Origin of the sequence: Paenarthrobacter nitroguajacolicus, from assembly GCF_031455195.1 — a bacterium.
Lineage (GTDB): Bacteria > Actinomycetota > Actinomycetes > Actinomycetales > Micrococcaceae > Arthrobacter > Arthrobacter nitroguajacolicus_D.
In genome coordinates, this window is the sequence record NZ_JAVDSH010000005.1 from 17,188 (window position 1) to 42,396 (window position 25,209).

General features: G+C 64.1%; 21 protein-coding genes and 1 pseudogene. 9 read left to right on the plus strand and 13 right to left on the minus strand.

Translation table 11 applies throughout. The annotated features are described in order from the left end of the window. Nucleotides 1-5: 5 nt before the first annotated feature. On the plus strand, nt 6-1,352 hold the full coding sequence (locus tag J2Y68_RS11990; RefSeq protein WP_309993707.1) for an NtaA/DmoA family FMN-dependent monooxygenase: 1,347 nt from the start codon (nt 6-8) through the stop codon (nt 1,350-1,352). Beyond that, a complete protein-coding gene (locus J2Y68_RS11995; protein WP_309993709.1) occupies nt 1,349-1,510 on the plus strand; it encodes a hypothetical protein in 162 nt (53 codons plus the stop codon). Before J2Y68_RS11990 ends, J2Y68_RS11995 begins: the two co-directional genes overlap by 4 nt. On the opposite strand, the gene J2Y68_RS12000 is transcribed toward J2Y68_RS11995, so the two are convergent. Beyond that, nucleotides 1,507-2,703: an FG-GAP repeat domain-containing protein gene (locus J2Y68_RS12000; RefSeq protein WP_309993711.1), complete on the minus strand. Its 1,197-nt coding sequence runs from the start codon at nt 2,701-2,703 to the stop codon at nt 1,507-1,509. The two genes, J2Y68_RS11995 and J2Y68_RS12000, sit on opposite strands and share 4 nt — an antisense overlap. 71 nt (nt 2,704-2,774) lie before the next feature. Then, entirely contained in the window at nt 2,775-3,215 is a 441-nt protein-coding gene (locus J2Y68_RS12005) for a GNAT family N-acetyltransferase (RefSeq protein WP_309993714.1), read from the minus strand. Nucleotides 3,216-3,300: 85 nt separating this feature from the next. Between J2Y68_RS12005 and J2Y68_RS12010 the strand changes: the two genes are divergently transcribed. Next, nucleotides 3,301-4,230: a threonine/serine dehydratase gene (locus J2Y68_RS12010; protein ID WP_309993716.1), complete on the plus strand. Its 930-nt coding sequence runs from the start codon at nt 3,301-3,303 to the stop codon at nt 4,228-4,230. Between the two features lie 99 nt (nt 4,231-4,329). Here the strand turns inward: J2Y68_RS12010 and J2Y68_RS12015 are convergent, their stop codons facing one another. Further along, the gene (locus J2Y68_RS12015) at nt 4,330-5,322 is read right to left on the minus strand and encodes an ABC transporter substrate-binding protein (protein WP_309993718.1); all 993 of its coding nucleotides are present in this window, start codon (nt 5,320-5,322) and stop codon (nt 4,330-4,332) included. A gap of 281 nt (nt 5,323-5,603) precedes the next feature. On the opposite strand from J2Y68_RS12015, the gene J2Y68_RS12020 reads away from it, so the two are divergent. Beyond that, on the plus strand, nt 5,604-6,593 hold the full coding sequence (locus J2Y68_RS12020) for an LLM class flavin-dependent oxidoreductase (RefSeq protein WP_309993721.1): 990 nt from the start codon (nt 5,604-5,606) through the stop codon (nt 6,591-6,593). A 21-nt stretch (nt 6,594-6,614) separates the two neighbouring features. On the opposite strand, the gene J2Y68_RS22030 is transcribed toward J2Y68_RS12020, so the two are convergent. Together J2Y68_RS22030 and J2Y68_RS12025 are read right to left on the minus strand one after the other, a co-directional pair. Beyond that, on the minus strand, nt 6,615-6,761 hold the full coding sequence (locus tag J2Y68_RS22030) for a helix-turn-helix domain-containing protein (protein ID WP_397335087.1): 147 nt from the start codon (nt 6,759-6,761) through the stop codon (nt 6,615-6,617). A gap of 228 nt (nt 6,762-6,989) precedes the next feature. Beyond that, nucleotides 6,990-8,285: pseudogene (locus J2Y68_RS12025) on the minus strand (PucR family transcriptional regulator ligand-binding domain-containing protein); the annotation flags it as partial. Between the two features lie 109 nt (nt 8,286-8,394). Between J2Y68_RS12025 and J2Y68_RS12030 the strand changes: the two are divergent. From J2Y68_RS12030 to J2Y68_RS12040, 3 genes are all read left to right on the plus strand, one after another. Next, nucleotides 8,395-9,882, plus strand: a complete 1,488-nt coding sequence (locus J2Y68_RS12030; RefSeq protein WP_309993725.1) for a CoA-acylating methylmalonate-semialdehyde dehydrogenase — start codon at nt 8,395-8,397, stop codon at nt 9,880-9,882. A gap of 41 nt (nt 9,883-9,923) precedes the next feature. Then, nucleotides 9,924-11,285 carry an aspartate aminotransferase family protein gene (locus J2Y68_RS12035; RefSeq protein WP_309993728.1) on the plus strand — a complete coding sequence of 454 codons (1,362 nt, stop codon included), beginning with the start codon at nt 9,924-9,926 and terminating at the stop codon, nt 11,283-11,285. Between the two features lie 146 nt (nt 11,286-11,431). Then, the gene (locus J2Y68_RS12040; protein WP_309993730.1) at nt 11,432-14,068 is read left to right on the plus strand and encodes a trehalase-like domain-containing protein; all 2,637 of its coding nucleotides are present in this window, start codon (nt 11,432-11,434) and stop codon (nt 14,066-14,068) included. Nucleotides 14,069-14,073: 5 nt separating this feature from the next. Here J2Y68_RS12040 and J2Y68_RS12045 read toward each other — a convergent pair whose 3' ends face one another. Further along, nucleotides 14,074-15,000, minus strand: coding sequence for an AEC family transporter (locus J2Y68_RS12045; RefSeq protein ID WP_309993732.1), 927 nt, complete (start codon nt 14,998-15,000; stop codon nt 14,074-14,076). A 162-nt stretch (nt 15,001-15,162) separates the two neighbouring features. Next, nucleotides 15,163-15,594, minus strand: coding sequence for an aspartate 1-decarboxylase (panD, locus tag J2Y68_RS12050; RefSeq protein ID WP_309993735.1), 432 nt, complete (start codon nt 15,592-15,594; stop codon nt 15,163-15,165). Nucleotides 15,595-15,725: 131 nt separating this feature from the next. Here panD and J2Y68_RS12055 point away from each other — a divergent pair, with 131 nt between their 5' ends. Next, the gene (locus J2Y68_RS12055; protein ID WP_309993737.1) at nt 15,726-16,355 is read left to right on the plus strand and encodes a hypothetical protein; all 630 of its coding nucleotides are present in this window, start codon (nt 15,726-15,728) and stop codon (nt 16,353-16,355) included. Between the two features lie 9 nt (nt 16,356-16,364). Here J2Y68_RS12055 and J2Y68_RS12060 read toward each other — a convergent pair whose 3' ends face one another. The 4 genes from J2Y68_RS12060 to J2Y68_RS12075 are packed head-to-tail and all read right to left on the minus strand — an operon-like array spanning nt 16,365 to nt 21,502. After that, nucleotides 16,365-17,867, minus strand: a complete 1,503-nt coding sequence (locus J2Y68_RS12060; protein ID WP_309993739.1) for a rhamnulokinase — start codon at nt 17,865-17,867, stop codon at nt 16,365-16,367. An 8-nt stretch (nt 17,868-17,875) separates the two neighbouring features. Then, on the minus strand, nt 17,876-19,927 hold the full coding sequence (locus J2Y68_RS12065) for a bifunctional aldolase/short-chain dehydrogenase (RefSeq protein WP_309993741.1): 2,052 nt from the start codon (nt 19,925-19,927) through the stop codon (nt 17,876-17,878). Nucleotides 19,928-19,931: 4 nt separating this feature from the next. Then, nucleotides 19,932-21,098 carry an L-rhamnose isomerase gene (gene rhaI, locus J2Y68_RS12070; RefSeq protein ID WP_309993745.1) on the minus strand — a complete coding sequence of 389 codons (1,167 nt, stop codon included), beginning with the start codon at nt 21,096-21,098 and terminating at the stop codon, nt 19,932-19,934. Continuing rightward, on the minus strand, nt 21,095-21,502 hold the full coding sequence (locus tag J2Y68_RS12075; RefSeq protein WP_309993747.1) for an L-rhamnose mutarotase: 408 nt from the start codon (nt 21,500-21,502) through the stop codon (nt 21,095-21,097). The genes rhaI and J2Y68_RS12075 overlap by 4 nt, the downstream gene beginning before the upstream one ends. 126 nt (nt 21,503-21,628) lie before the next feature. Here J2Y68_RS12075 and J2Y68_RS12080 point away from each other — a divergent pair, with 126 nt between their 5' ends. After that, nucleotides 21,629-22,639, plus strand: a complete 1,011-nt coding sequence (locus J2Y68_RS12080) for a LacI family DNA-binding transcriptional regulator (RefSeq protein ID WP_309993750.1) — start codon at nt 21,629-21,631, stop codon at nt 22,637-22,639. A gap of 131 nt (nt 22,640-22,770) precedes the next feature. Here J2Y68_RS12080 and J2Y68_RS12085 read toward each other — a convergent pair whose 3' ends face one another. Together J2Y68_RS12085 and araA are read right to left on the minus strand one after the other, a co-directional pair. Further along, nucleotides 22,771-23,667 carry an aldose 1-epimerase family protein gene (locus J2Y68_RS12085; RefSeq protein ID WP_309993752.1) on the minus strand — a complete coding sequence of 299 codons (897 nt, stop codon included), beginning with the start codon at nt 23,665-23,667 and terminating at the stop codon, nt 22,771-22,773. After that, nucleotides 23,664-25,184: an L-arabinose isomerase gene (gene araA / locus J2Y68_RS12090; RefSeq protein ID WP_309993754.1), complete on the minus strand. Its 1,521-nt coding sequence runs from the start codon at nt 25,182-25,184 to the stop codon at nt 23,664-23,666. Before araA ends, J2Y68_RS12085 begins: the two co-directional genes overlap by 4 nt. Nucleotides 25,185-25,209: the final 25 nt, after the last annotated feature.

The window sequence follows — 25,209 nt, forward strand, 5'->3', positions numbered from 1 at the left end:
CCACCATGACACGAGACATTTTCCAGCCGAGCGGCCAGATCCAGTTCGGCATCTTCTTCCAAGGCGTCAACTCGGGCACCATCTGGAAGGCGGAAGAATCGGGCTCACAAACGGACTTTGAGTCTTTCCGCCACATCGTCCAGACCACCGAACGCGGAAAATTCGCGGCGTTCTTCCTCGGCGAAGGACTGCGGCTGCGCGAGCACCTGGGGCGCCCCCATGCGCTGGACGTGGTGGGCCGGCCCGATGCGCAGACGATGCTCGCCGCGCTTGCCGCCGTCACCCGGAACATCGGCCTCGTTGCCACCCAAAACACCACGTACAACGATCCCGCCGACCTGGCTCACCGCTTGTCGTCGCTGGACCTGATCTCGGGCGGCCGGGCCGCGTGGAACGTGGTGACCACGGACAACGCCTGGACCGGTGCCAACTTCCGCCGGGGTGGGTACCTGGACCATGCCGACCGCTACAAGCACGCGGAAGCCTTTGTTGAAACCGCCAAGCGCATCTGGGACTCGTGGGAGACACCCACCGGTCCCGCCCGTCACGTCAGGCACGAGGGCCAGCACTACACCGTGGACGTCACACCGCGTTTGCCGCGCAGCGCCCAGTACCGGCCGGTGCTCTTCCAAGCGGGCGACTCTCCCGAAGGCCGCGATTTCGCTGCCCGCCAAGCCGACGTGATCTTCTCGGCACACCCCAGGTTCGATGACGCCGTGGAGTTCCGACGCGATATCGTGACCCGCTCCGTAGCTGCCGGACGCGGTGCCAACGCAGTGCAGATCATGCCCGCCAGCGAGTTCATCCTTGCAGGCACCGAGCAGGAGGCACAGGAGAAAAAGGCCTGGGTCCGTAGCCTGCAGATCGGTCCGCAGCAGGCCATCGCATACCTGGAACAGTTCTGGGGCCGGGAGCTCTCCTCCTACGATCCTGACGGTCCCCTCCCGGAGATCGATCCCGTGGTGGAGGAAACGTCCGAGACCCGCGGCAGTGGATTCCATGGCGCAAAAGCCCGGCAGCTCGCCGATCAGTGGAGGGCCGAGGCCAAGGACAAGGGCCTGTCCATCCGCGGGTTCGTTACGTCCAAGACGGCGCGCATCGACTCAACGTTCACGGGTTCGTACTCCGCAGTGGCAGACCACCTGGCCGAGTACGCGCGGGTGGGTGCCGTGGACGGGTTCAACATCTCGCCGTGGCTCATCCCCACAGGCCTGGACGACATCGTGAACCACCTGGTGCCCGAGCTGCAGGAACGCGGCGTGTACCCGACGGAATACCGCGGGACCACGCTCCGGGAAAACCTGGGGCTTGAGACGCCGGTGCGTTCCGAAGAGTCGGTACGGGTCTCGTGAACACGGGGCTCTTGCTGCAGCTTTGCCGTCGCTGGTTTGGGTTCACGCCGGACCGGCGCGGCAAGGCGCCCGACGGCGGCGAGGCGACTGCCGCCGTCGTCGACCCTTCGCGTGGGACCATCAGCCTTCAGTTGACGGTGCTGGGGCAGCCGCTTTAGAGCAGTTCCTTGAAGACGTTCCAACCGCTACCTATCGGCCCATACGGGCCGTACAACGCTCCGGTTGACGCACCTGTGGTGTAGCCGAGAAGGTTGCCGTTGGCGTCCACTGCAGAGAGCTCGTTGTATTTGGAGTGGCCGGAGCTGCCGAGTCCGGCCACGACGGTGAACGCCTCCCACCCAATGCCGACCCGTGCAGGCTGCTCCCAGCCCCCTTCGCCGTCGGAGGGATACTGGTACAACTGGCCATACTGATCGCGGCCGAAAATATCCACCGCACCATCGGCGTTCATATCACCGCCTGTGATGATCTTGTTCATGACCTGCCAACCCCACCCCACCTGCTCGGGCTCAAGCCAGCCGCCTTCGCCGTCGCCAGGGTAAAGGAAGAGGCCGCCGCCGGTGTCGCGTGCCAGCACATCGTTGGTGCCATCGCCGTTGAAGTCACCCGGTCCCACGATGGCATTGAAGACGCCCCAGCCTTGGCCTACCTGCCGCCGGTCCAGCCAGCCGCCCTCACCATCGCCGGGGTACAGGAAGAGCTTGCCCGCGGCGTCCCGGCCCAGGAGATCGTTGAAACCGTCGCCGTCGAAGTCGCCCGGGGAGAACACGATGTCAAAGACGTTCCAGCCCTGCCCCACTTGCTGGGGTTCGTCCCAGGAACCCCAGTACGCCGGGCAAGGGCCTTCACACATTCCCTTGTAGTACGTGTAGGTCCGTGGGTAAAGGATGAGCCTGCCGTCGTTGGTCCGGGCCAAGGGCTCGAAGTTGCCGCGCCCCGTCCATCCCATCGCCCGGCTGGAGGCTTTGACGGGCTGGGTTTCCGCGCTCAGTTGGGTGCCTGTGGGACAACCGGTTGTGCCTGGAGTGAGCGGGTGCACCCTCAGGGATATCCGCCCGTCCTTGTCCTCGGGAAGGATTTTCAGGACGTCGCCCTGCCGCTCCTGGGGAAGGGGAACACCGTCCCGCAACCATTCAAGCGTGATCCCGTCGCCGGAACCGTCAGGGTTTCGGCAACCGTAGTAGCTGTAGTCGTATTGGCGGCGCATTTCGGCGCCCACGTAAGGAACGCCGTCGATGGACGGTGTTGGCTGGGACGCCGCTTCAGCAGGGCCCGTACCCAACAGCGCCGCCGCCAACCCCAAGACCGCGGCCGAGGCAAACCTGACTGTGCGCGCTCGAATAATCCCCATTGTTTCCCCCCGGAAGCCGGCATCGATGGTGCGTAGGTTTGTGCTGAGGCTACCGCACTTGCGGGGTCCAGTCAGGGTGTTGCGGTAGAGACCATGAAAACGTCGATGGGATCCTCGGATTCCAACACGAAGCCATGGCGTTCATAGAGACGCCGGGCAGGACTGCCCTGCAGGACGTCCAGGCGGAACGGCCGGTGATCCGCCGAATCTGCCATGACATGCCGGAGCACGGCCCCGCCCAAGCCTTTGCCCTGATGGGCAGGGGCCACGTAAAAGTGTTCGATCCACAACGCATCCGCTTCCGGGCGAACCGCAATCACCCCGGCATCCACGCCATCGGAATGGATCACCGAAGTATGTTCCGGCTTGAATCCCTTCAGGAAACGCTCGCGGACCCGCACCGGATCGAATCTTCCAAGGCGCTCCAGGTCCGGGCGCATCACCACTGCACGAAGCTCGGCGATCCACGCCGCGTCGGAGGCTACGCAGGGACGAAGAATGAAATCAGCCATGCGAACCAGCCTATGCGCTCGCTGCCCATGACAGCGGCTTCACCCAAGCCACCTTAGGATGAAACGGACGAAAGGTGCCGCCCACATGGTCACACGCGAAGAAGTTGAAGCCGCATATTCCCGGACGTCAGGCTGGGTCCGCCACACGCCCGTGGCCGAAAGCGGGAGCGCCGAGCCATACCACCTGTGGTTCAAATGCGAATACATGCAACACACAGGCTCCTTCAAGGCCCGCGGTGCGTTCAACCGGCTGCTGACAGCGAAGGAAAACGGCGAACTGGATCCCGAGGTCGGAATCGTGGTTGCCTCCGGGGGTAACGCCGGGCTGGCCAACGCCTACGCCGCGGCCAAGCTGGGCGTACCAGCAACCGTGTTCGTCCCCGAATCCGCGCCGGCCAACAAAGTGCACAAGCTGTATGCCATCGGTGCCACCGTGGTCCAGGGTGGCGCGGAGTACGCGGAAGCTTACGCCGCGGCCGTTCGTTTCGCGGAAGAGAAGGGCGCCGTCTACTGCCACGCCTACGATCAGCCCGAGATCGTCGCGGGCGCCGGTGGTGTGGGGCTTGAGTTGCTGGACGAACTGCCCGACGTCGACACCATCCTCGTTGCTGTCGGCGGCGGCGGGCTGATAGGCGGGATCGCCGCCGCCACCGAGGGGAGGGCACGCGTGGTTGGCGTGGAACCGGAAACGGTCCCCACCCTGCACACAGCGCTCGCCCAAGGTAAACCCGTGGACGTACCCGTATCAGGAATCGCCGCCGACTCCCTGGGCGCCCGGCGCATTGGCGAGATTGGCTTCGGGGTTGCCCGCCGGACCGGCGTGCACAGTGTGCTTGTCAGTGATGAGGACATCATCCAAGCCCGGCGCAGCCTATGGGAGAACCACAGGATCGTGGTGGAGCACGGTGCTGCCGCGGCTTACGCGGCGTTGCTCTCGGGGGCCTACGCCCCGCGCGATGGTGAGACTGTCGCCGTCGTACTGTGCGGCGCGAACACGGATCCCGCCCACTTCTGACAAGGGCAGCCCAGCCAGGGCCAGCGCGCAAGAATCCCCGCCGGTTGGTATCCGGCGGGGATTCGGCGTCGGCAGGTCTGCCCTGCCACAGCGGGCGTCCTACTTCTTAGGCAGACCCGCCGGGTTCAGTTCGGACGCCGGGATGGCCTCGGATGACAGACCCCAACGGTCCAGGATCTTGCCGTAATCGCCGTCCTTGATGAGGGTGTTCAGCGCAGCCTGGGCCGCTACTGCCAAGCCGTTGCCCTTCTGGGTGGTGAATGCGATCTCGGCCTTCAACGGCCAGCCGCCTTCCAAGGTGCCTACCTGCTTCGTCTTTCCGTCCTTCGCGGCCTTGTAGGCTGCCGAGGCGTTGGGGCCAAACGTCAGGTCCGCACGGCCCGACTGAAGTGCGAGCTGGGAGGCGGAGTCGTCGTCGTAATACTGGAAAGCGACCGGCTGCAGGCCGTTCTTTTTGTTCTCCTCGTCCCAGCGCACCAGGATGGCCTCCTGGTTGGTGCCCGAACCGACGATGATGCGCTTGCCTGCGACGTCCTTGGCTTCCTTGACCTCACCGATGTCCGAGTCGCTCTTGGCGTAGAAGCCCAGGAGGTCGTTGCGGTACGTAGCGAAGTCGAACTTTTCCTTGCGGGCTTCTGTGACGGTGACGTTGGAGAGAACCGCCTCATACTTGCCCGATTCAACGCCCAGCGGCCAATCCGCCCAGGCCACCGGAAGGACTTCGACCTGAAGGCCCAAGGTCTCACCAACGGCGTAGGCTATATCCACTTCGCTGCCGATGAGCGTCTTGTTGTCCGTGGCAAACGTGCTCAGGGGCGGGGTGCCTCCGGTGGTCACCACCGTCAACTTGCCATCAGCCTTGATGGCGTCAGGGACCAGTGCGGCGGCCGCCGAATCGACCGTGACTTTGATGCGGTCCTGCTGGGGCGTCAGGTTGAACTCTTTGGTCGTGGAGCTGGACGAAGCGTTCGACGACGGGGCAGTCGCGTTGGTAGCGGCTGTCGCACCCGGATCCGAGCAGGCCGCGAGCCCCAGCAGGGCGGTAGCGGCCAGCGCCGCGGTGACGCCGGTCTTGCCTGCAAAACGTGCCATGTGTACTCCTCGTGTTCCCTCATCGGGAGGTCTGATGCGTGCTTGTGGCTGCAACTATCCGGTAGGTCCGCAACCGGGGTCAAAGCACTCTGAAACGCTGGGATACAGGGGTTCATGGCGGTTAATCGGGCGTCGAACAGGGTCATAAAACACCCCACGCAGGGCAGCGAACCGGGGCGCGACGCAACTCACAGAAATAAGGCAGCCATCGTGGTGGTTGTCGATAGAGTGCCCGGCGATCAACCGCGGGGCCCCGTGCAACGTACCGAAAGGCCTTTCTTGTGACTGTTCCTCTTTCCATCCTCGACCTGGCAACCATCGGGAAGGGCCAGACGGTGGCGGAAAGCCTCGCGGGCAGCGTTGCCATGGCGCAGAAAGCCGAAGAACTTGGCTATCGCCGGGTCTGGTACGCAGAGCACCACAACATGTCGGCCATTGCGTCCTCCGCGACGAGCGTGTTGATCGCACACATCGCTGCGCACACCAACTCCATCCGCCTCGGTGCCGGCGGCGTCATGCTGCCCAACCACTCGCCGCTGACCATAGCCGAGCAGTTCGGTACGCTGGAGACCCTCCACCCAGGCCGGATCGACCTCGGGCTCGGACGCGCCCCCGGCAGCGACCAGAACACCATGCGGGCCCTTCGCCGGGACCACACGTCCTCGGACAGGTTCCCGCAGGACGTCCTGGAACTGCAGGGATACCTGACAGGGCCCACCCGGATCCAAGGCGTGGAAGCCACCCCGGGCAAGGGCACCAACGTGCCCCTTTACATTCTTGGATCGTCGCTCTTTGGTGCCCAGCTGGCCGCACAGCTCGGTCTCCCCTACGCATTCGCATCACATTTTGCGCCCGCCGCGTTGCAGGACGCCGTGGCCATCTACCGGCGTGAGTTCAAGCCGTCGGAGCAACTGTCCGAGCCACACGTGATCGCCGGCGTGAACGTCACTGCTGCGGACAGCAACGCCGAAGCGCAGGCCATCCATCTCGCAGTTAAGCGTGCCCGCGTTTCGCTGTTCTTTGGCGGCGGCCGAGAGTTCACGGACGACGAAGCGGACATGGTCCTCGACTCCCCGCAGGGGCAGCACATTGCCCAAATGATGAAGTTCTCCGCCGTGGGCACCCCTGAAGTGGTGCACGACTACCTTGACGAGTTCGCGGCGTTCGCCGATGCCGATGAACTGATCGTGGCGCACCAGAGCATCGGTACCGAGGAACGCCTTCGCTCGGTTGAACTGGTGGCCGAGGTTGCAGGGCTCATTCCCGCCTAGGCTTTCAGGGCTGTCAGCCCTTTACCGTCCCCGTATCAGGTGGGCCAGGAGTGCTACGTGCAGCGAGGTGCGCGATTCGGGGTCGTCCAGGTCCACACCCAACAGTTCTTCCAACTTGGCGAGCCGGGCATAAAGCGTCGGCCGGCTAAGGTAGCCGCTGCGTGCCATAGCGGCTTTGTTGCCCCCGGATCCGAGATAGCGGCCCAACAGCTCCAAATATTCGCCTTTGCCTTCGGCTTCAGCACGGAGGACGGCAGACAACTCGGACTCCACGAATTGCTGGACGCGGGGATCCTTGCGCAGGAGGGCGAGCAGCCCGCGAAGGCGCACATCAGTAGCTCGATAGTAGGGTTTGCCTGTTTCCCGTAGTGTGGCGGCGCTTTCGGCTACGTGGGCCGCTTCGTCAATGCCCGCAGCGGCTTCCAGGAGCGTGGCCTTCATGCGGCCAACCCCAATGATCCAGGCTGGGGGAACTGCGGGGGTGGGGCGGGCTCCGGAGCCGGCCTCAGCCACTGGGCCTGCGGCGGCTTCGGCCAATATCTGCAGCGTCGGCTCCTCCTGCTGCCGGGCCGGGAGGGCAAGGATCATTCCGACTGAACCGGACTGGATACTTGCCGCCAAGGCTGTTCCGGCGGTGGACTTCACGGCCTTCGCCAGTCGCTCCAGAAGTTCGCGTTCGTCCTGCTGCCCTGCGAAGGGGTCGGTGGGCAGCACAGGGAGGCCCCATGCTGGGAAGGCGGTCCTGAAAACGAGCGGCACGTAATAGGAGGAGCGTTTCAAACCCAAGGAACCAGCACGTGCCAGCGCCTCCGCCTCACTGAGTCCGCGGGGCTGGCGCAATGAGTTCAGGAGTCCGGCTTGGGCATGATGGCTGAGCTCTCGCTGATCGCGGTCCGCCAGGCGGTTGATCGACAGGGTCTGGGCCGCCCGCTCAAGAACCATGACGGCCATGTCCTCATCGGCGCCAACAGCTGCCGGAGGCATCGGCACCACCAGCCTGCCCCATACCTGTTGCCTTACCCCCACCGCTGCCTGCAGCCATTGCTCTGGCCCGGACCTGCTGGTGAGCGACGGAAACGGCGTGGTCCTGGAGCGCCGCTCCCAATCGTCCAAGAGATCCGTGGTGGTGACGTGCTGGCCCGCATATGCGAGCACCAGGTGCGAGAGGTCCTCCAGTACGACGGATGCACCGATCATCATGGCCGCCTGCTCGACGACGCGTTGGGTGTCTGCGCTTTCCAGGCTCAGTACCGTAAATGCTTCATGCACGTCCCGGGCCCGTTCCACGCGCTCCAGTTGGTCAGCGACGATCATCCTGTGGACAATCTCCGTGACCTGGACGAACCGCACCCGCCGTTCGACGATAACCACGGGCATGGAGGCTGTGCGGGCTGCTTTCTCCAGGGCTTTCCGGCTGCGTTGCCGTTGGCCAACGAGTTCCACGATCAACCCGGCCGCTCCGGCCGCCTCCAACGAGTGAATGAACGACGCCGACGCTTCCGGTGACTTTTCCAGCTCCAGTCCGGTGGTGAGGACCAGTTCCCCACCCGACAGCAGGCCGCCGACGTCGAGGATTTCGCTGACGTGCACCCACCGGACGGGTGAGTCCAGACCCGCTGTGCCGCCAAGCACGCTGGGGTCCGCGGCACGCAGCACGGGCAGCTCAAGCACGGCACTAACAGTAGGCAACATTTACAAAGTGTAAGGCTCCAGCGACATTCCTTTACATATGCGCCCTACTGCGGGGACTCCACGGCAGGAAGACTGATTCCAACCCCGGACACCTCACCAAGGAGAACTCTTGAACACTATCGAGCACTGGATCAACGGCAGCTACGTCCCGGCCGGCGACCGCACCGCTTCTGTCACCAACCCTGCCACTGGGAAAGTGACCGGACAGGTTGCTTTGGCCAGCGTCGAGGAGGGCAATGCCGCCGTCGCCGCCGCGAACGCCGCCTTCCCGGCATGGCGCGAAACCTCCCTCGCCCGCCGCACCCAGGTCCTCTTCGCTTTCCGCGAGCTCCTCAACTCCCGCAAGGACGAGCTTGCTGCGATCATCACCTCCGAGCACGGAAAGGTCCTCGATGATGCTCTGGGCGAGGTAACACGCGGACAGGAAGTGGTGGAGTTCGCTTGCGGTATCCCGCACCTGCTCAAGGGCAGCTACACCGAAAACGCCTCCACCAAAGTGGACGTCCACTCCATTCGGCAAGCCCTGGGGCCCGTGGCTATCATCAGCCCATTCAACTTCCCTGCGATGGTCCCCATGTGGTTTTTCCCGATCGCGATCGCCGCAGGAAACACGGTCATCATCAAGCCGAGCGAAAAGGACCCCTCGGCCGTCAACTGGATCGCCGAGCTGTGGAAGGAAGCCGGTCTGCCCGACGGCGTATTCAACGTCCTGCATGGCGACAAGGTGGCGGTTGATACCCTGCTGACGCACCCGGACGTCAAAGCCGTCTCCTTCGTGGGCTCCACCCCGATTGCCAAGTATGTCTACGAGACCGCTACCGCCCACGGCAAGCGGGTCCAGGCCTTGGGTGGGGCGAAGAACCACATGATCGTCCTTCCCGACGCCGACCTTGACCTCGCTGCCGACGCCGCTATCAACGCCGGCTTTGGTTCCGCAGGGGAACGCTGCATGGCTGTCTCGGCGCTCCTGGCTGTTGGCGACATCGCAGACGCGCTGGTGGACCGGATCGCTGACCGCGCCCGCAGCCTGCGCACCGGCGATGGCCTGCGTGGTTGCGACATGGGGCCCTTGGTGACGTCCCAGCACAGGGACAAGGTGTCGGGATACGTCGACGCCGGTGAAGCGGCCGGTGCCACGCTGGTGGTCGACGGCCGCGGCGTCGTCCCCGACGCTGAAGGTGACGGCTTCTTCGTGGGCCCAACACTGTTTGATCACGTCACCACCGACATGTCCATTTACCAGGACGAAATTTTCGGACCTGTGCTCTCGGTGGTCCGTGTGGACAGCTACGACGATGCCCTCGCCACCATCAACGCCAACCCTTACGGCAACGGCACCGCGATTTTCACCAACGACGGCGGCGCCGCCCGCCGCTTCGAGAACGAGGTTGAGGTGGGAATGGTGGGCATCAACGTTCCCGTACCGGTACCCATGGCCTACTACTCGTTCGGCGGTTGGAAGAACTCCTTGTTCGGCGACACGCACGCCCACGGTTCTGAAGGAGTGGGCTTCTTCACCCGGGGCAAGGCAGTTACCACCCGCTGGCTGGATCCCAGCCACGGTGGCATCAACCTCGGTTTCCCGCAGAACTCCTAAGCGCCAGAAAACTTGTCAGTGCCAACGTCAGGACAATCACTATGACCGCCATCCTTGAACCAACACTCACGGACCCTGGGGCAGCCCAACGCGCCTACGAGCTGGACCGCAAGCACGTCTTTCACTCCTGGTCCGCGCAGGACACCCTGGATCCCATGGTCATCAGCGCAGCGGAGGGGTCGCACGTCTGGGACGGTGAGGGCAACAAGTACCTGGACTTCTCTTCCCAGCTCGTCAACACGAACATTGGCCACCAGCACCCTGCCGTTGTGGCAGCTATCGCAGCACAGGCAGCCAAGCTGTGCACGATTGCTCCCAGCTATGTCAACGACGCCCGATCAGAGGCCGCGCGGCTGATCGCGGAGCGAACCCCGGGAGAGCTGGACCGGATCTTCTTCACCAACGGTGGGGCGGATGCCAACGAACATGCCGTCCGGATGGCCAGGCTGCATACGGGCCGGCACAAGGTCCTTTCGGCCTACCGCTCGTACCACGGCGGAACACACTTGGCAGTCAACATCACTGGCGACCCCCGGAGGTGGGCCAGCGACCACGCCTCCACTGGCACTATCCACTTCTTCCCGCCCTACCTCTACCGCACGGCCTTCCACGCGGCCACGGAGGCAGAGGAAGCCCAGCGGGCTCTGGAACACCTGGAACAGCTCATCGAGTTCGAAGGTCCGTCCAGCATCGCTGCGATCATGTTGGAGAGCATCCCCGGAACTGCAGGGATCTACGTTCCGCCGGCAGGCTACATGCAGGGCGTCCGGGAGCTGTGCACCAAGCACGGCATCGTCTTCATTGCTGACGAGGTCATGGCCGGTTTTGGACGCACAGGGAAGTGGTTCGCCGTCGAGCATTTTGACGTCGTCCCTGACCTGCTCACCTTTGCGAAGGGCGTGAACTCCGGCTACGTACCGCTCGGTGGCGTGGCCATCAACCCGGAGATCGCGGCCACCTTTGGTACCAGGGCCTATCCCGGAGGATTGACCTACTCCGGTCATCCACTGGCCACTGCGGCAGCAGTCGCCACCATCAACGCCATGGAACGTGAAGGCATTGTGCAGCACGCGGAACGCGTCGGCACCGACGTGATCGGTCCGGCGCTGGCTGGATTCGTCGAACGTCACCGTTCTGTAGGAGAAGTGCGGGGTCTCGGCGTTTTTTGGGCCATCGAATTGGTCAGGAACCGTGTCACGCGGGAGCCGCTGGCACCTTACGGTTCCTCCAGCCCTGAAATGAACCAACTCGTGACGGCTTGCAAGTCGCGGGGCCTCATCCCGTTCGCGAACTTCAACCGTATCCACGTGGTTCCACCCTGCAACATCAGCGTCGAGGACGCCCGCGCAGGCCTGGCCATTGTGGATGAGGTCCTGGACCTGGCGGACACCTTCGCTGAATAAGTGCTGTGTCAGGTCCCGTCCCGGGTGTGGCCGGAGGAAGGCGGGACCTGACAACGCCAAATGATTTACGCATTTGCAACGAAGAACGCATGACGGCGAAACCAGACGGGCGGAAACTGGATCTATCCGCTTCGGAAGGATTCCCCATGCCTACTCACTTGAACCAGTCGGTCGCCGATTCAGCACTGCTGATGAAGTCGCTTCCGCTCGGCCTGCTCCGGACTGCCCTTCAGTCCGACTCGCCAAACGGCATCACGCCGCAGCTGTTCTCGGAGCTCCGGATCCTTGCACGGGTTCCCGGCTTGCTGGTGGCCTGCAACTACGGCGGGACTCTCTGCGCGGCTGAAGGCGTGTCCACGGAGACGCTCCCTCTGGACAGTGCAGCCGTAGCTTTACGGGCGCTCGCAGCGTTGCCGAACACGCACACCGCCATCATTTCCGGCCGGTCGCTCAGGGATTTGGCGGCAGTTTCCAGGCTGCCGGCCGAGGTGCACCTGGTGGGATCGCATGGCGTGGAGTTCGACATGGGCTACGCCTACACCCTTTCCCTCGCTACGGAACAATTGCTCCAACAGGTGGCCACGGCGCTGACCGAAGCCGTCGGGTTCGAAAAGGGCATCAGCGTGGTCCGTAAGCCCGTGGGTGTAGCCGTGCACACCAGGCCGGCCACGCCGGAAGTCGTGGACCGGGTGATCTTCGCAGCACAGAAGATCGCCATCGAGTTCGGCTTGTACTTCATCGTCGACGGAACAGTCCTGGACGTTACTGTGGAGGAGCCCGCCAAGGGGCAAGCCCTGGAGCAGCTCCGGGCACGGCTGGGCGTGAGTGCCGCACTTTTCGCGGGAGATGCCGAGAGTGACGAAAAGGCGCTGGCGACCCTGCGCGGCCCGGACCTTGGTTTGCATGTTGGTCCGGGCGATACGACGGCGGCACACACCATCCCGGACCCGGAAGCCTTCGCGAAGGTGCTGGCTTTGTTGTTCGAATTGCGCCGCGCCTGGCTCTTCGGTGAGGACGCCGTGGGGCTGGAACGACATTCGATGATCGGCAACGGCAGCTCCACCGCCTTGCTCACGCCCGACGCGAAAGTCTGTTGGATGAGCCACCCCCTGCCGGACTCGGGATCATTGTTCGCCCACATCCTTGGCGGGGATCCTGCAGGCCACTTCAGCGTAGAGCCCGTTAAGCCCTCGCAGGTGCTGGCCCAACGCTATGTGGATAACACCATGATTGTTGAAACCCGCTGGGCCGACGTGACCGTGACCGACTACCTCGAACCGGCGCCGGAAGGCATCACCAGCCTGGTTCGCGTGCTTTCGGGAACAGGCACGGCCCGGGTGGTTTTCGCGCCGAGGCCCGACTACGCCAATGCACCGTTCGACATGGAGATCCGCGGCGATGACGTCCACATCATCGGCACCTCGGACCCCATCATCCTCTCTGCCCCGGGAGTTGCTTTCCAGGTCACCAGCGACGGCAGGTTCGCAACGGCAACAGCCGAAGTGCCGCTCAACAACGGACCCGTGGTGCTGAATTTGCGTTGCGGTGACACCGAGCCGCCACCCGCGGACCCGGTGGGTGAGCCCCACCGGCGTGCCGCCGTCGGACTCGTCACGCGCGAGTGGGTCAAAATGCTGCAGCTGCCCACCATGAAACCGTCGCTGGTGCGGCGCTCGGCACTGGTGTTGAAGTCGCTGGTCCACGAGCCCACCGGTGCTGTCCTCGCAGCCCCAACAACATCGCTGCCCGAGGGTATCGGTGGAACCCGGAACTGGGACTACCGGTACTGCTGGCTGCGGGACGGTTCCATGACGGTCAACGCCTTGGTCAGCCTGGGCTCAACCGAGGAAGCTGAGGGATTCCTCAGTTGGCTGGGCCGGATCCTGGAGAACGCGCCGGGGCCGGAATGGTTGCACCCGCTCTACTCGGTGACCGGGGCTCCACTGTCAACGGAGGCGATCGTTGAGAGCTTGCCAGGCTACGCGGGTTCGCGGCCCGTGCGGATCGGCAACGCAGCAGACCACCAGGTTCAGTTGGACGTGTTCGGTCCAATTGCGGAGCTGATCCATGATCTCGCCGAACGGCGGGGTTTCCTGCCGGACGACCATTGGTTCCTCGTGGAGCAGATGGCGCACGCAGTCATGGCGCGCTGGCACGAACCCGACCACGGTATCTGGGAAGCCCGCCGCGCCCCCAGGCATCATGTGTACACAAAGGTCATGTGCTGGGTCACGCTGGACCGCGCGCTTCGGGCTGCGGCGCTGCACGGCCGCGAACCTCACCCGGATTGGGAGCCTGAGGCACGGACCATCCGTGAGGAAGTCCTCCGGGAAGGCTGGGACAGTTCGGCCGCATCGTACACCGTGGCCTACGACAGCCCGGACCTCGATGCCGCTGTCCTGCACGTCGGCCTGTCGGGCCTCCTTGATGTCCAGGACCAGCGTTTCCTGGACACCGTCAATGCCGTCGAGCGGGAGTTGCGGGTGGGGCCCACGGTCTTCCGATACAGGTACGACGACGGTCTGCCGGGTTTGGAGGGTGGCTTCCACATCTGCACCACCTGGCTGATCGAGGCTTATCTGGCTGTAGGCCGCCTGGACGATGCGCTGGAGCTGTTCAACCAGTTGGTGGCTCTGTTCGGGCCTACGGGCCTGCTGCCGGAAGAGTACGACCCCGGCACCGAAACACACCTGGGCAACCATCCGCAGGCGTATTCACACCTGGGCTTCATCCGTTGCGCACAGCTCCTGGACCACTATTTGGCAAGTGCTGACGTGGAGTAACCCCACTAGGCGAGCAACAGCGCCACGGCGATCATTGCGGGCACGGCCACGATCGTGGTGATGAGAACGGTGTCCTTGGCCACGGTGATTCCGGCCTGGTAGCGGTTGGCTGCGACGAACACGTTCTGGGCTGTCGGCAGCGCGGACGTCACCACCACGGCGAAGAGTGCGTGGCCGTCCATTCCCAGGGCAAACCGTGCGAACAGGTACGCGATCAGTGGATGCACGATCAGCTTGAACGCGCTGGCCAGCAAGGTATCAAGCCGGCGTCCGGCGTCTTTTTGCAGTGGCCTGGAGCCGTTGAGGCTCATGCCGAACGCCATCAACATGGCCGGAATCGCTGCGCCGCCAATCAAGTGGACCGGTTCGAGGATCAGCGCCGGCACCTGGAATCCGGTACCCGCCACCACCAAACCCAACGCCGACCCCACAATCATGGGGTTCTTCACGATCATCAGCAGGAAGCGCAGGGGAGTGGTGCGGTGCGAGCTGGTGCTGGCGTCCAGGGCCATCAGGTACATCGGTGTGAAGAACGCCAACTGGAAGATCAACAGCGGGGCCACATAGCTGGCATCGCCGAGGACAAAAACGGCGATGGGGATGCCCAGGTTCGCGGAGTTCGCCAACGACGCGCTCATGGAGGACATGAGGGCTTCGGGCATCGAACGCTTCAGCCAGAACTTCACGATCAGGAAGAACAGCAGGCCGGTGATGACAGCGCCCACGGCCGTGACCAGAAGCGGTGCTGCGAACACGTCGTGCAACTTGGCCTTGCTCAGGGTTTCAAAGAGGAGCGCGGGGCTCGCCACGAAGAACGTCAGCGAACTCAGGACGGACCGGGCGTTCTCGCCCAGAATGTTGCGGCGTCCAACAAACATGCCCACCAGGATGATGGCCCAGACAACAAAAAATCCCGACAAGACGCCGATCATGGCAGCGTGCGGGCGGAGGCTCTTTGGGTCACGGACTACAGCCTAGCCAGAACCGCCCGGCGAGTAAGCGTTTTCTGCCGGGTATTCCGTCATATGGACGCCCATAACGCGCTCGACGTCGGCACCCGGATGGGTACCGACGTCGAGCGTTGCTGTTAGGGCCTAGCTGAGGTGCGCCGCGTTGCTTAACGCGTGGGGTGGGCGCATGAGTCCGGGCGTATGGGCCTCGGCGGGGTCGTTACCCAGCTGGAGGATTTGGTTGTCCTTGCCAACATGGACAACCTTGGGCTGGTATGACTTGGCCTCTTCGGTGGTCATCTGCGCATAGGTGATGAGGATCACCAGATCGCCCACATGGACTTGGTGGGCAGCGGCACCGTTGATCCCGATCACGCCGGAACCGCGCTCGCCGGCGATGGTGTACGTCTCCAGACGGGCACCGTTGGTGATGTCCACAATGGAGACGAGCTCGCCGGGAAGGATGTCCGCCGCGTCCAAGAGGTCCAGGTCGACAGTGACCGAACCGACGTAGTGGAGGTCGGCGTGGGTCACCGTTGCGCGGTGAATCTTGGACTTGAACATTGTGCGGATCATAATGCGACCAGTTTAGCGCGGCACCCTCATTCAGCGCTGTGACGTACCAGACTCCGAGGCCCTTGGAGGGTGGCGCCGGCGATGCGGTAACGTCTTCTGCGGTTACTGACCCCGATCGAAAGGCCCGAAGCGTGCTGGAGTCATACGCGCAGGGAAGGCCGCTTGAGTATTGGCTCTCGGCCGATCTGGCCAGGGTCAGTCCTCCCCAGGCCCCATCCCGTTTGCGCCAGCTTGCCGACGCGCAGGGTGCCTTGGCTGCGGCCTGGAGCTGTGCGATCGGCGGTGGCCCCCTGATGCTCCTCATCGGCGCCGTTGTTTCCTCACTCACCGGTAATCCCGCGTGGGTACTGTCTTTGGGGCTGCCGGGAGTTCTCCTGGGCCTGCTGGGTTGGCGGGGCTGGAAGAAGGTCCGCCTCAGATTGCCGGACACCAACAAGCTGCTCATTAATCGCGGGCCGGGATCCGCCAAGGGCGGCGTGTGGGCGACCCTGGGGATTGCAGGGCTGCAAGCTGCTGCTTTCGCTGTGGCCGTCCCCTCGGCCCTCGAACAAGGAACACTCCCCACCCTGTTGTGGGTCTACTTCATGATGGTGCTCCTGTTGGTGGCGGTCATCCTGGTCCCTTCCGTAGTACTGGGCAGGGCGCGTGAGTCCTTCCGGGAGAGGCTGCTGGTGGATCCGGCTCTCCGCCGGGCCGTGGAGGAGGACATGGCCACGTGGAGGGACCCGCACGGCGGAAGTACTGCGTACGGGCCACTCTAAGGTTCTGCGTTAAGCCGGTTCGCTCATCAACGCAGGCTGGTATTTTTCCAGTTCAACCCCCGATGCCGCCAGCATCCGCAGCTCAGGTAAGCCGCCTTGCACCACGCCGCCTGCGCGTGCCTGCACCAGGACGTTGCCCAATGCGGTGGCCTCCACGGGACCGGCAATGACGGGTTTTCCGGTGGCGTTCGCGGTCAGTTGGCACAGGAGCCGGTTTTGCGAGCCGCCGCCCACGATGTGCACCACTGTGGTGTTGCGGCCGGTGAGCCGTTCGGCGTCGGCCAGCGTACGTCCGTAACCGGCCGCGAGACTGTCCATAATGCAACGCACGACGGCGGCGGGCCGGTCCGCGAGCACCGCGCCGGTGTTTCGAACGGCAGCGCGGATCCGGTCCGGCATGTCATCTGGTGCGGTGAATGAGGGATCGTCGGCGTTGATCCGCGGCCCGCCGTCGGGGAGTGCCGCTGCAGAGTCGAGCAATGCCGGCAGGGACTGGTTGAAGCCTTGCGCGGCCCAGGAACGCTGGCATTCGCTTAGCAACCACAGGCCACCAACATTGCGCAGGTACCGGATGGTGCCATCAACTCCACGCTCGTTGGTGAAGTTGGCTTGGCGGCTGGCCTCAGTCAGGACCGGGGCGTTCAACTCCACCCCCACCAAGGACCAGGTCCCGGAGGAGATGTAGGCAAAGTCCTGGCCCTCAGCGGGGACTGCGGCCACGGCGGAGGCGGTGTCGTGCGAACCAACGGCCACCACCTTGGTGCCAGCTGAAAGGCCGGTCCGCTCAACAATGGCGGGCAGCAAGGTACCAATGGTCTCGCCGGGCTGAATCAGCGGCGGGAAGATATCCCGAGGCAAGCCCAATGCATCAAGGAACCCCAATGCCCACTGGCCCGCTACGGCGTCAAAAAGCCCGGTGGTGGAAGCGTTCGTGGCCTCGGTCCGCCGTTCGCCGGTGAGCAGGAAAGCGATGAGGTCCGGAATCAGCAGGGCCTGGAGTCCATCCACGTCCTTTTCGGTGGCGAGCTGGTACAAGGTATTGAACTGCAGGTACTGCAGGCCTGTAGTGGCGTAGAGCTTCTCGGGCGGGATCACTGCGTGTACCCGCTCCACAGCGGCCCGGCTGCGTTCGTCGCGGTAGCTGTAGGGCTGCGCGGTCAGTTCGCCGGCGTCGTTCACCAAGCCGTAGTCAACCGCCCATGTGTCGATGCCGATGCTCGCGATGCGCTCGCCGCTGCCCGCCGCCACGGAAGCAGCGGTAGCGAGTCCCTTGAGCACCTCCGCGAAGAGGGCGTCGAAATCCCAGTGGAGGCCGCCGTCGAGCTCTATGACGCCGTTGGGAAAGCGGTGGATCGTTTCCAGTGCGACGCCGGACGTCGGCGAGACACGGCCCAGCATGACGCGGCCGGACGAGGCGCCGATGTCGATGGCTGCGAAAACCTTGTTTGTCTGCGGAGAGGACACCGCCCCCGCGTGGGCCGGGGCGGTGTCCGTGGTGGTTCCGTTGGTCACTGTTGGTCCTAGCGGAGGAAGGCAGCTGCCACGCCGGCGTCCACGGGGATGTGGAGGCCGGTGGTGTGGGAGAGCTCGTTGCTGGTGAGCACGGACGCGGCGTTGGCCACGTGTTCCGGGAGGACTTCGCGCTTGAGGAGGGTGCGCTGGGCGTAGTACTTGCCTAGTTCCTGCTCGTCCACGCCGTAGACCGCGGCGCGCTTGGCGCCCCAGCCGCCAGCGAAGATACCGGAGCCGCGGACCACGCCGTCGGGGTTGATGCCGTTGACGCGGATGCCGTGATCGCCCAGCTCAGCGGCGAGCAGACGGACCTGGTGGGCTTGGTCGGCTTTGGTGGCGGAGTAGGCGATATTGTTCGGGCCCGCGAACACGGAGTTCTTGGAGGAGATGTAGATGATGTCTCCGCCCAAGCCCTGATCGATCATGACCTTCGCTGCGGCCTTGGAGACCAGGAACGAGCCCTTGGCCATGACGTTGTGCTGGAGGTCCCAGTCCTTCTCCGTGGTTTCCAGCAACGGCTTGGAGATGGACAGTCCGGCGTTGTTGACCACCAGATCCAGGCCACCGAATGCGAGCACGGCTTTCTGGATCGCGGCAGCGATCTGGGCTTCGTCGGTCACGTCGGCCCGGACGCCGATGGCGACGTCGGAGCCGCCCAGTTCCTCGGCTACCTTTTGGGCGTTCTCAAGGTTCAGGTCGGCAATCACCACGCACGCGCCGTCGGACGCCAAACGGGTAGCGATCGCCTTGCCGATGCCCGACGCCGCGCCGGTCACCAGCGCGATGCGCGTGGCGTGGGACTTTGGCTTGGGCATCCGGGCGAGCTTGGCTTCTTCCAGCGCCCAGTATTCGATGCGGAACTTCTCGGATTCCTCGATCGGCGCGTACGTGGAGATGGCCTCTGCGCCGCGCATCACGTTGATGGCGTTGATATAGAACTCGCCGGCCACGCGAGCGGTCTGCTTGTCCTTGCCGAAGGAGAACATGCCCACGCCGGGGATCAGCACGATTGCCGGGTCCGCACCGCGGAGGGCCGGGCTGTCCTGGTCTGCATGACGGTCGTAGTACGCCTGGTAGTCCTCGCGGTACGCGGCGTGCAGTTCCTTGAGGCGGTTGGTTGACTCCTCGATGGTGGCGTCGGCCGGCAGGTCCAGGACCAGCGGTTTGACCTTGGTACGCAGGAAATGGTCCGGGCAGGAGGTGCCCAGCGCGCCGAGCTGCGGGTGCTTTGTTGAGGCAAGGAACTCAAGCACTGCGGCGTCATCGCTGAAGTGCCCCAGCTGCGGTTTGTCCGTGGAGGCCAGGCCGCGGATCACCGGGGCGAGGGCGGCGGCTTTGGCGCGGCGCTCCTCCTCGGGGAGTGCGGCATAGCCGGGGAGTGGCGGGCCGAAAGGCTGGGACTTGCCGTTGGCTTTGATGTAATTCTCGGCTTGGTCAATGATCCACAGCGAGTTGGCCTCTGCTTCTTCGCTGGTGGCGCCCCAGGCGGTGATGCCGTGGCCGCCCAGGATGGTGCCGATGGCCTGCGGGTTGGCTTCCTTGATCGCCGCGATGTCCAGGCCCAGCTGGAAACCGGGGCGACGCCATGGAACCCACACCACTTTGTCGCCGAAGACCTTGGAGGTCAGCGCCTCGCCGTCCACCGCGGTTGCAATCGCGATGCCCGAGTCCGGGTGCAGGTGGTCCACGTGCGCTGCATCCACCAGGCCGTGCATGGCGGTATCGATCGACGGCGCGGCGCCGCCCTTGCCGTGCAGGCAGTAATCGAACGCGGCCACCATTTCGTCTTCACGCTCGACGCCGGGGTAAACGGCCTTCAGTGCCTGCAGCCGGTCCAGCCGCAGCACAGCAAGGTTCTCGGCTTTCAGTGTGCCGAGGTCGCCGCCGGAGCCTTTGACCCAGAGGAGCTCCACGTCCTGGCCCGTGACAGGGTCTTTTTCGGTGCCCTTGGCGGAGGTGTTGCCGCCGGCGAAGTTGGTGTTCCGCTTGTCCGCGCCGAGGCGGTTGGAACGGTTGATCAGCTCTTCAACAGTGGTGTTGTCTGTGTTCTGCATGTTCATGCCTTTACGCGCCCCATCCGGCTTGCTGGCCGCCTGCGCGGTCCTCGTTGATCTTCTTCTGGTATCCGCTGGCCTTATATGCGGCCATCGGGTCGGCGGGCAGGCCGCGGGACTCGCGCCACTGCGCCAGGACCGGACGGACATCGGTGTAGAAGGCATCGTTGAAGATGCCGTTGGCGGCCAGGACATCCCCGGCACGCTGGGCCTCGGTGAGGGCTGCCGTGTCCACGAGCAGCGCACGCGCGGTCATCTCCTGCACGTTCAACACCGAGCGGATCTGGCCCGGGATCTTCTCTTCCAGGTTGTGGCACTGGTCCAGCATCAGGGCAACGCCTGACTCCTTGCCGAAGCCACCGCCGCGGATCACCTCGTGCATGATGCGGAACAGCTGGAACGGGTCAGCGGCGCCAACAATCAGATCATCGTCGGCGTAGAAGCGGGAGTTGAAGTCGAAGGACCCCAGCTTGCCCAGCCGCAGCAGCTGCATCACGATGAACTCAATGTTGGTTCCCGGGGCGTGGTGGCCGGTGTCCAGGCAAACGAAAGCCTTCTCGCCCAACGCCAGGGTCTGCGCGTAGGACGTACCCCAGTCCGGAACGTCGGTGTGGTAAAAAGCGGGCTCGAAGAACTTGTACTCAAGGACCAGCCGCTGTTCATCGCCGAGGGCCGCGTAGATCTCTTGCAAGGATTCGGCGAGGCGGTCCTGTCTGCGGCGTATATCGTCCTGGCCCGGGTAGTTGGTGCCGTCAGCCAGCCAGATCTTCAGGTCCGTGGACCCCGTGGCATGCATGATGTCGATGCACTCAAGGTGGTGGTTGATCGCGCGGCGGCGAACGGACTCGCTGGAGGAGGTCAGTGACCCGAACTTGTACTCGTCGTCCTGAAAGGTGTTGGAGTTGATGGTGCCCAGCCCAACGCCCAGTCCTTCGGCATACTCGCGAAGCGCGGAGTAGTCATCTACTTTGTCCCACGGAATGTGCAGGGCGACGGTGGGAGCCAGCCCCGTCAGCTCGTGGACCTTGGCGGCGTCGGCGATCTTTTCCTGAACGGTGCGCGGCGTGCCCGGGGTGCCGAACACCTTGAACCGCGTCCCTGAATTTCCGTAGGCCCAGGACGGCACTTCAATGGCCAGTTCCCCTAGACGGCCCAGGGCCGATTCTGTGGTGTTCATGCTTGTTCCTTTTGGTATTCGTGGGCGGGATCTTTGTCTATGTGTGTGGCGCCGGCGGGCTCTGTGACGGATCCCGCGGCGGCCAGTTGATCCTCGAGGTTGAAAACTTCCTCGATGATCTCGAAACCTTGGTCTGGAGGGAGGTCGCTGTCTGCGAAGAGGTTTGCCATCTCGGCCTGCCAGCGGGCATTAACCTCGGTGAGGGCCATCTGCGCCTGCGCTGCCTCGTAGTCTTCGCATTCCAGGTAGCCAATCAGTTGGCCATCAGGGGCGAGGAACAGGGAGTAGTTGTTCCACCCCGCGCTCTTGAGCGCTGCCAGCATCTCCGGCCATACGGCGGCGTGGCGCTCCTTGTACTCGTCCATCAGTTCCGGCTGGACTGAAGAGCGGAAACAAACCCTCATGTGCGGATCTCCAGGGTTACTCGTCTTTGAATCGTTTCATTTGTTACGATTCAAATTACCCTCGTAAACGGGAGGGTGTCAAGGCGTTTCCAACACATTGACGTCAGCCAGCGGAGATCGGAAAGCATGTCCCAGACAGCCAGCATCAAAGACGTTGCCACCCATGCCCAGGTAGCCGTGGGAACTGTTTCGAACGTGCTGAATTATCCGGACCGCGTTTCGCAGCGGACCAAGGAACGTGTCCTCAAATCCATTGCCGAACTCGGTTTCGTACGCAACGACGCCGCCCGCCAGCTCCGGGCAGGACAAAGCCGGACCATCGGCCTGATTGTGCTCGACGTCGGAAACCCCTTTTTCTCCTCGGTGGCGCGTGCTGCTGAAGATGCCGCTACGGCGCTGGGAAGCGTGGTGCTGGTAGGGGACAGCGGCCAGGACGCATCCCGCGAAGCGCATTACATGGACCTGTTCCAGGAACAGCGCGTCCAAGGCCTGCTGATCTCTCCGGTAGGTGATGTGGGTGAGCGGATCGATACCCTGCGCGAACGCGGCGTTCCCACAGTCCTGGTGGATGAATTGGCCGACACCGCGCGGTGCAGCTCAGTGTCCGTTGATGACCAGGAAGGCGGATATTTGGCCGCCAAGCACCTTCTTGACCTGGGCCGCCGTCGCCTGGCTTTTGTTGGCACTCCCTCCATCCGCCAGGTGGCCAGCCGACTCAAGGGCGCACAGCGCGCCGTTTCAGAGGTGGACGGAGCGTCGATTGAGGTGCTCGACTCTGCAGGGCAGACAGTCCTTGCGGGGCGTCAGCTCGGCAACAAGCTGGTGGAGCGTTCTCCGGACGATCGCCCCGAAGCTGTGTTCTGCTCCAACGACCTCCTTGCCCTGGGCGTCATGCAATCACTGACCATGCTGCGAACCGTGCGGATCCCCGAGGACATCGCGCTCATTGGCTATGACGACATCGATTTCGCCATCTCCGCTGTAGTGCCGCTGTCCTCGATCCGCCAGCCCACGGAAGCGCTCGGCCGCACAGCGATCGAGCTGCTCGCGGAAGAACAGGAGAGCGGCGGGACCAAGCACCGGTCCGTAGTGTTCACCCCCGAGCTGGTGGTCCGCCAAAGCACCGCCGGCGCTTAGCTGCGCTTGACGGTGACGTCCCGGGGCAGCGCCGCTACAAAGTCGACGAGAAGGTCGCCGCGTTCGACGCTGTAGCCGGGCTCGATCTCAAACTCCACGGCGTAGGACGTTTGGTTGTTGCAGGAGTGTTGTTACAGCGCGTAGATGCTCCAGGATGCCGTGTGCTCAGCGCCGGGCTCAAGCCGGATCAGGTTCGTTCCGCTGCTGAACGCATCTGGTGGGCAGGTCATGGGCTCCACGGCCAAGCCGATCCGGCTCGGAATGGGGGCCGGCTTGTCGGCCGTGTGGATCTGTAGCCACTGGCAGCTTTCGTCCCAGGACATTCCGACGCCGGTGCCCGCCGGATCCCGCACGGAAAGCCGCGCCAGCCCGTCGTCGAACGTCAGGCCTGTGAAGGCGTGGTCTATCTCGGTGCTGCCGATACCGCGTGGCGCGCGGAAATCGAACTCATGGCCGGCTACCCGTGCCAGCGAAAGCGGCAGTAGCCTGTCCGGCGTGACCTCCAGGAAGGAATCCGCGGCAAACTCCAGCACCCACTCGTCCAGCGGCGACGGGCCCGCCACAAGGTACGGGTGTGGGCAGACGCCATAGGGTGCCACCACGTCAGCAGCGTTCACTGCTGTCACGGAAGCGTGCAGCCCGGATTCGTCCAACACGTATCGGGCCGAAAGTTCCAAGGCGAACGGGTAACCCGCGGTCGGACCTACCGTGCACGTCAAGGTGACCGAACCGGCGTCGGACTCCTTCATTGTCCAGTCGAGCGGGAAGGCGAGGCCGTGCAGAGACGTTTGCCGTTCCGGTTCGTTGACCGGCAGCTGGTGCGTGACGTCGTCGAAGGTGTACTTGCCGTCCGCGATCCGGTTGGGCCACGGTGCAGCGATGATGCCACGATAGTCGGGGATGGGGCCGCCGGCCGGGAACGGGACAATAAGGTCACGCCCATCGAACCGGAGGACTCGCAGGGCAGCCGCGCGGGCGGTCACAACAGCCGTGTAACCGCCCGCGCTCAGCGTGAATTCAGTGCTCACAGGCCGCCGGCCAGCTTGTAGTACGCGGCGTTCCAGTTGAGTTCCTTCTTGAACTGTTTGATGGTGGTGCCTTCGTCGATGGTCAGGAGTTCGGTCTTGGCGATTTCGGCGAAGTCCTCGAACACTTCCAGGCCCACCTGCGTGGACAATACCGTGTGGTGCGCGGCGCCGGCGGTGAGCCACGCGGCGGCCGAGGTAGCGAAGTTGGGCTTGGGCTCCCAGAGTGCGCGCGCCACGGGCAGGTTGGGCAGCGGTTGGTCGAGGTCGACGACGTCCACCACGTTCGCCACCAAGCGGAACCGATCGCGCATATCAGACAAGGCGACGACGATGCCCGGGCCGGCGTCGGTGTCGAAGACCATGCGGACGGGGTCTTCCTTGCCGCCAATACCCAGCGGGTGGATCTCCACGCGCGGCTTCTTGGCGGTCAGCGACGGGCAAACCTCCAACATGTGCGCGCCCAGGATCTTCTCGCCGCCGGGCTCCAAGTGATACGTGTAGTCCTCCATCAGCGACGCACCACCGGGCAGGTCTCCACCCATGACCTTGGCCGCGCGGACCAGGATGGCGGTCTTCCAGTCACCCTCCGCGCCGAAGCCGTAGCCGTCGGCCATAAGCCGCTGGACCGCCATACCGGGGAGTTGGCGCAGTTCGCCCAAGTCCTCGAAAGAGGTGGTGAAAGCGGCCGAGCCGTTCGCTTCCAGGAAGCTGCGCAGTCCCAGTTCGATGCGTGCGCTGTAGCGCAGCGATTCGTGCCGGTCGCCCCCTGCCTTGAGTTCGTCAACCACCTCGTAAAGTCGCTCGTACTCCGCAACCAGGGCATCGACGTCGGACTCTGCGGCGCCGTGGACAGCCTCGGCGAGCTCATTCACGGACCAGGTGTTCACCGAGACGCCGAAACGCAGCTCGGCTTCGGTTTTGTCGCCTTCGGTGACTGCGACGTTGCGCATGTTGTCGCCGAAGCGGGTCAGCTTCAGCGTCCGGACGGCGGCCCATCCGGCGGAGGCGCGCTGCCAGGCACCCACCTGACGGGCGACCTCAGGGTTGCTGACATGCCCGACGACGGTCTTCCGCGGCACGCCGAGGCGCGACTGGATGTAACCGAATTCGCGGTCACCGTGCGCTGCCTGGTTGAGGTTCATGAAGTCGAAGTCGATGTCTGCCCACGGCAGGTCCCGGTTGGCCTGGGTGTGCAGGTGCAGGAGCGGCTTGCGCAGGGCGTCGAGGCCCTGGATCCACATTTTGGCGGGGCTGAAGGTGTGCATCCACGCGGTCACACCAATCACGGAGTCATCGGAGTTGGCTTCCAACGCCGTGCGGCGGATGGCGTCCGAGTCGGTGAGGACCGGCTTCCAGACGAGCTTCACCGGGACGTCGCTGCTGGCGTTCAGGGCGTTGGCAATCTCCTGCGACTGCGCTGCGACCTGCTTGAGGACGTCCTCGCCGTAGAGGTGCTGGCTGCCGGTGAGGAACCAGACCTCGTACTGCTCAAGTGACGTGTTGTTGGCCTTTGCCATGGGGTGCTCCTGGGGTTGTGTTCTT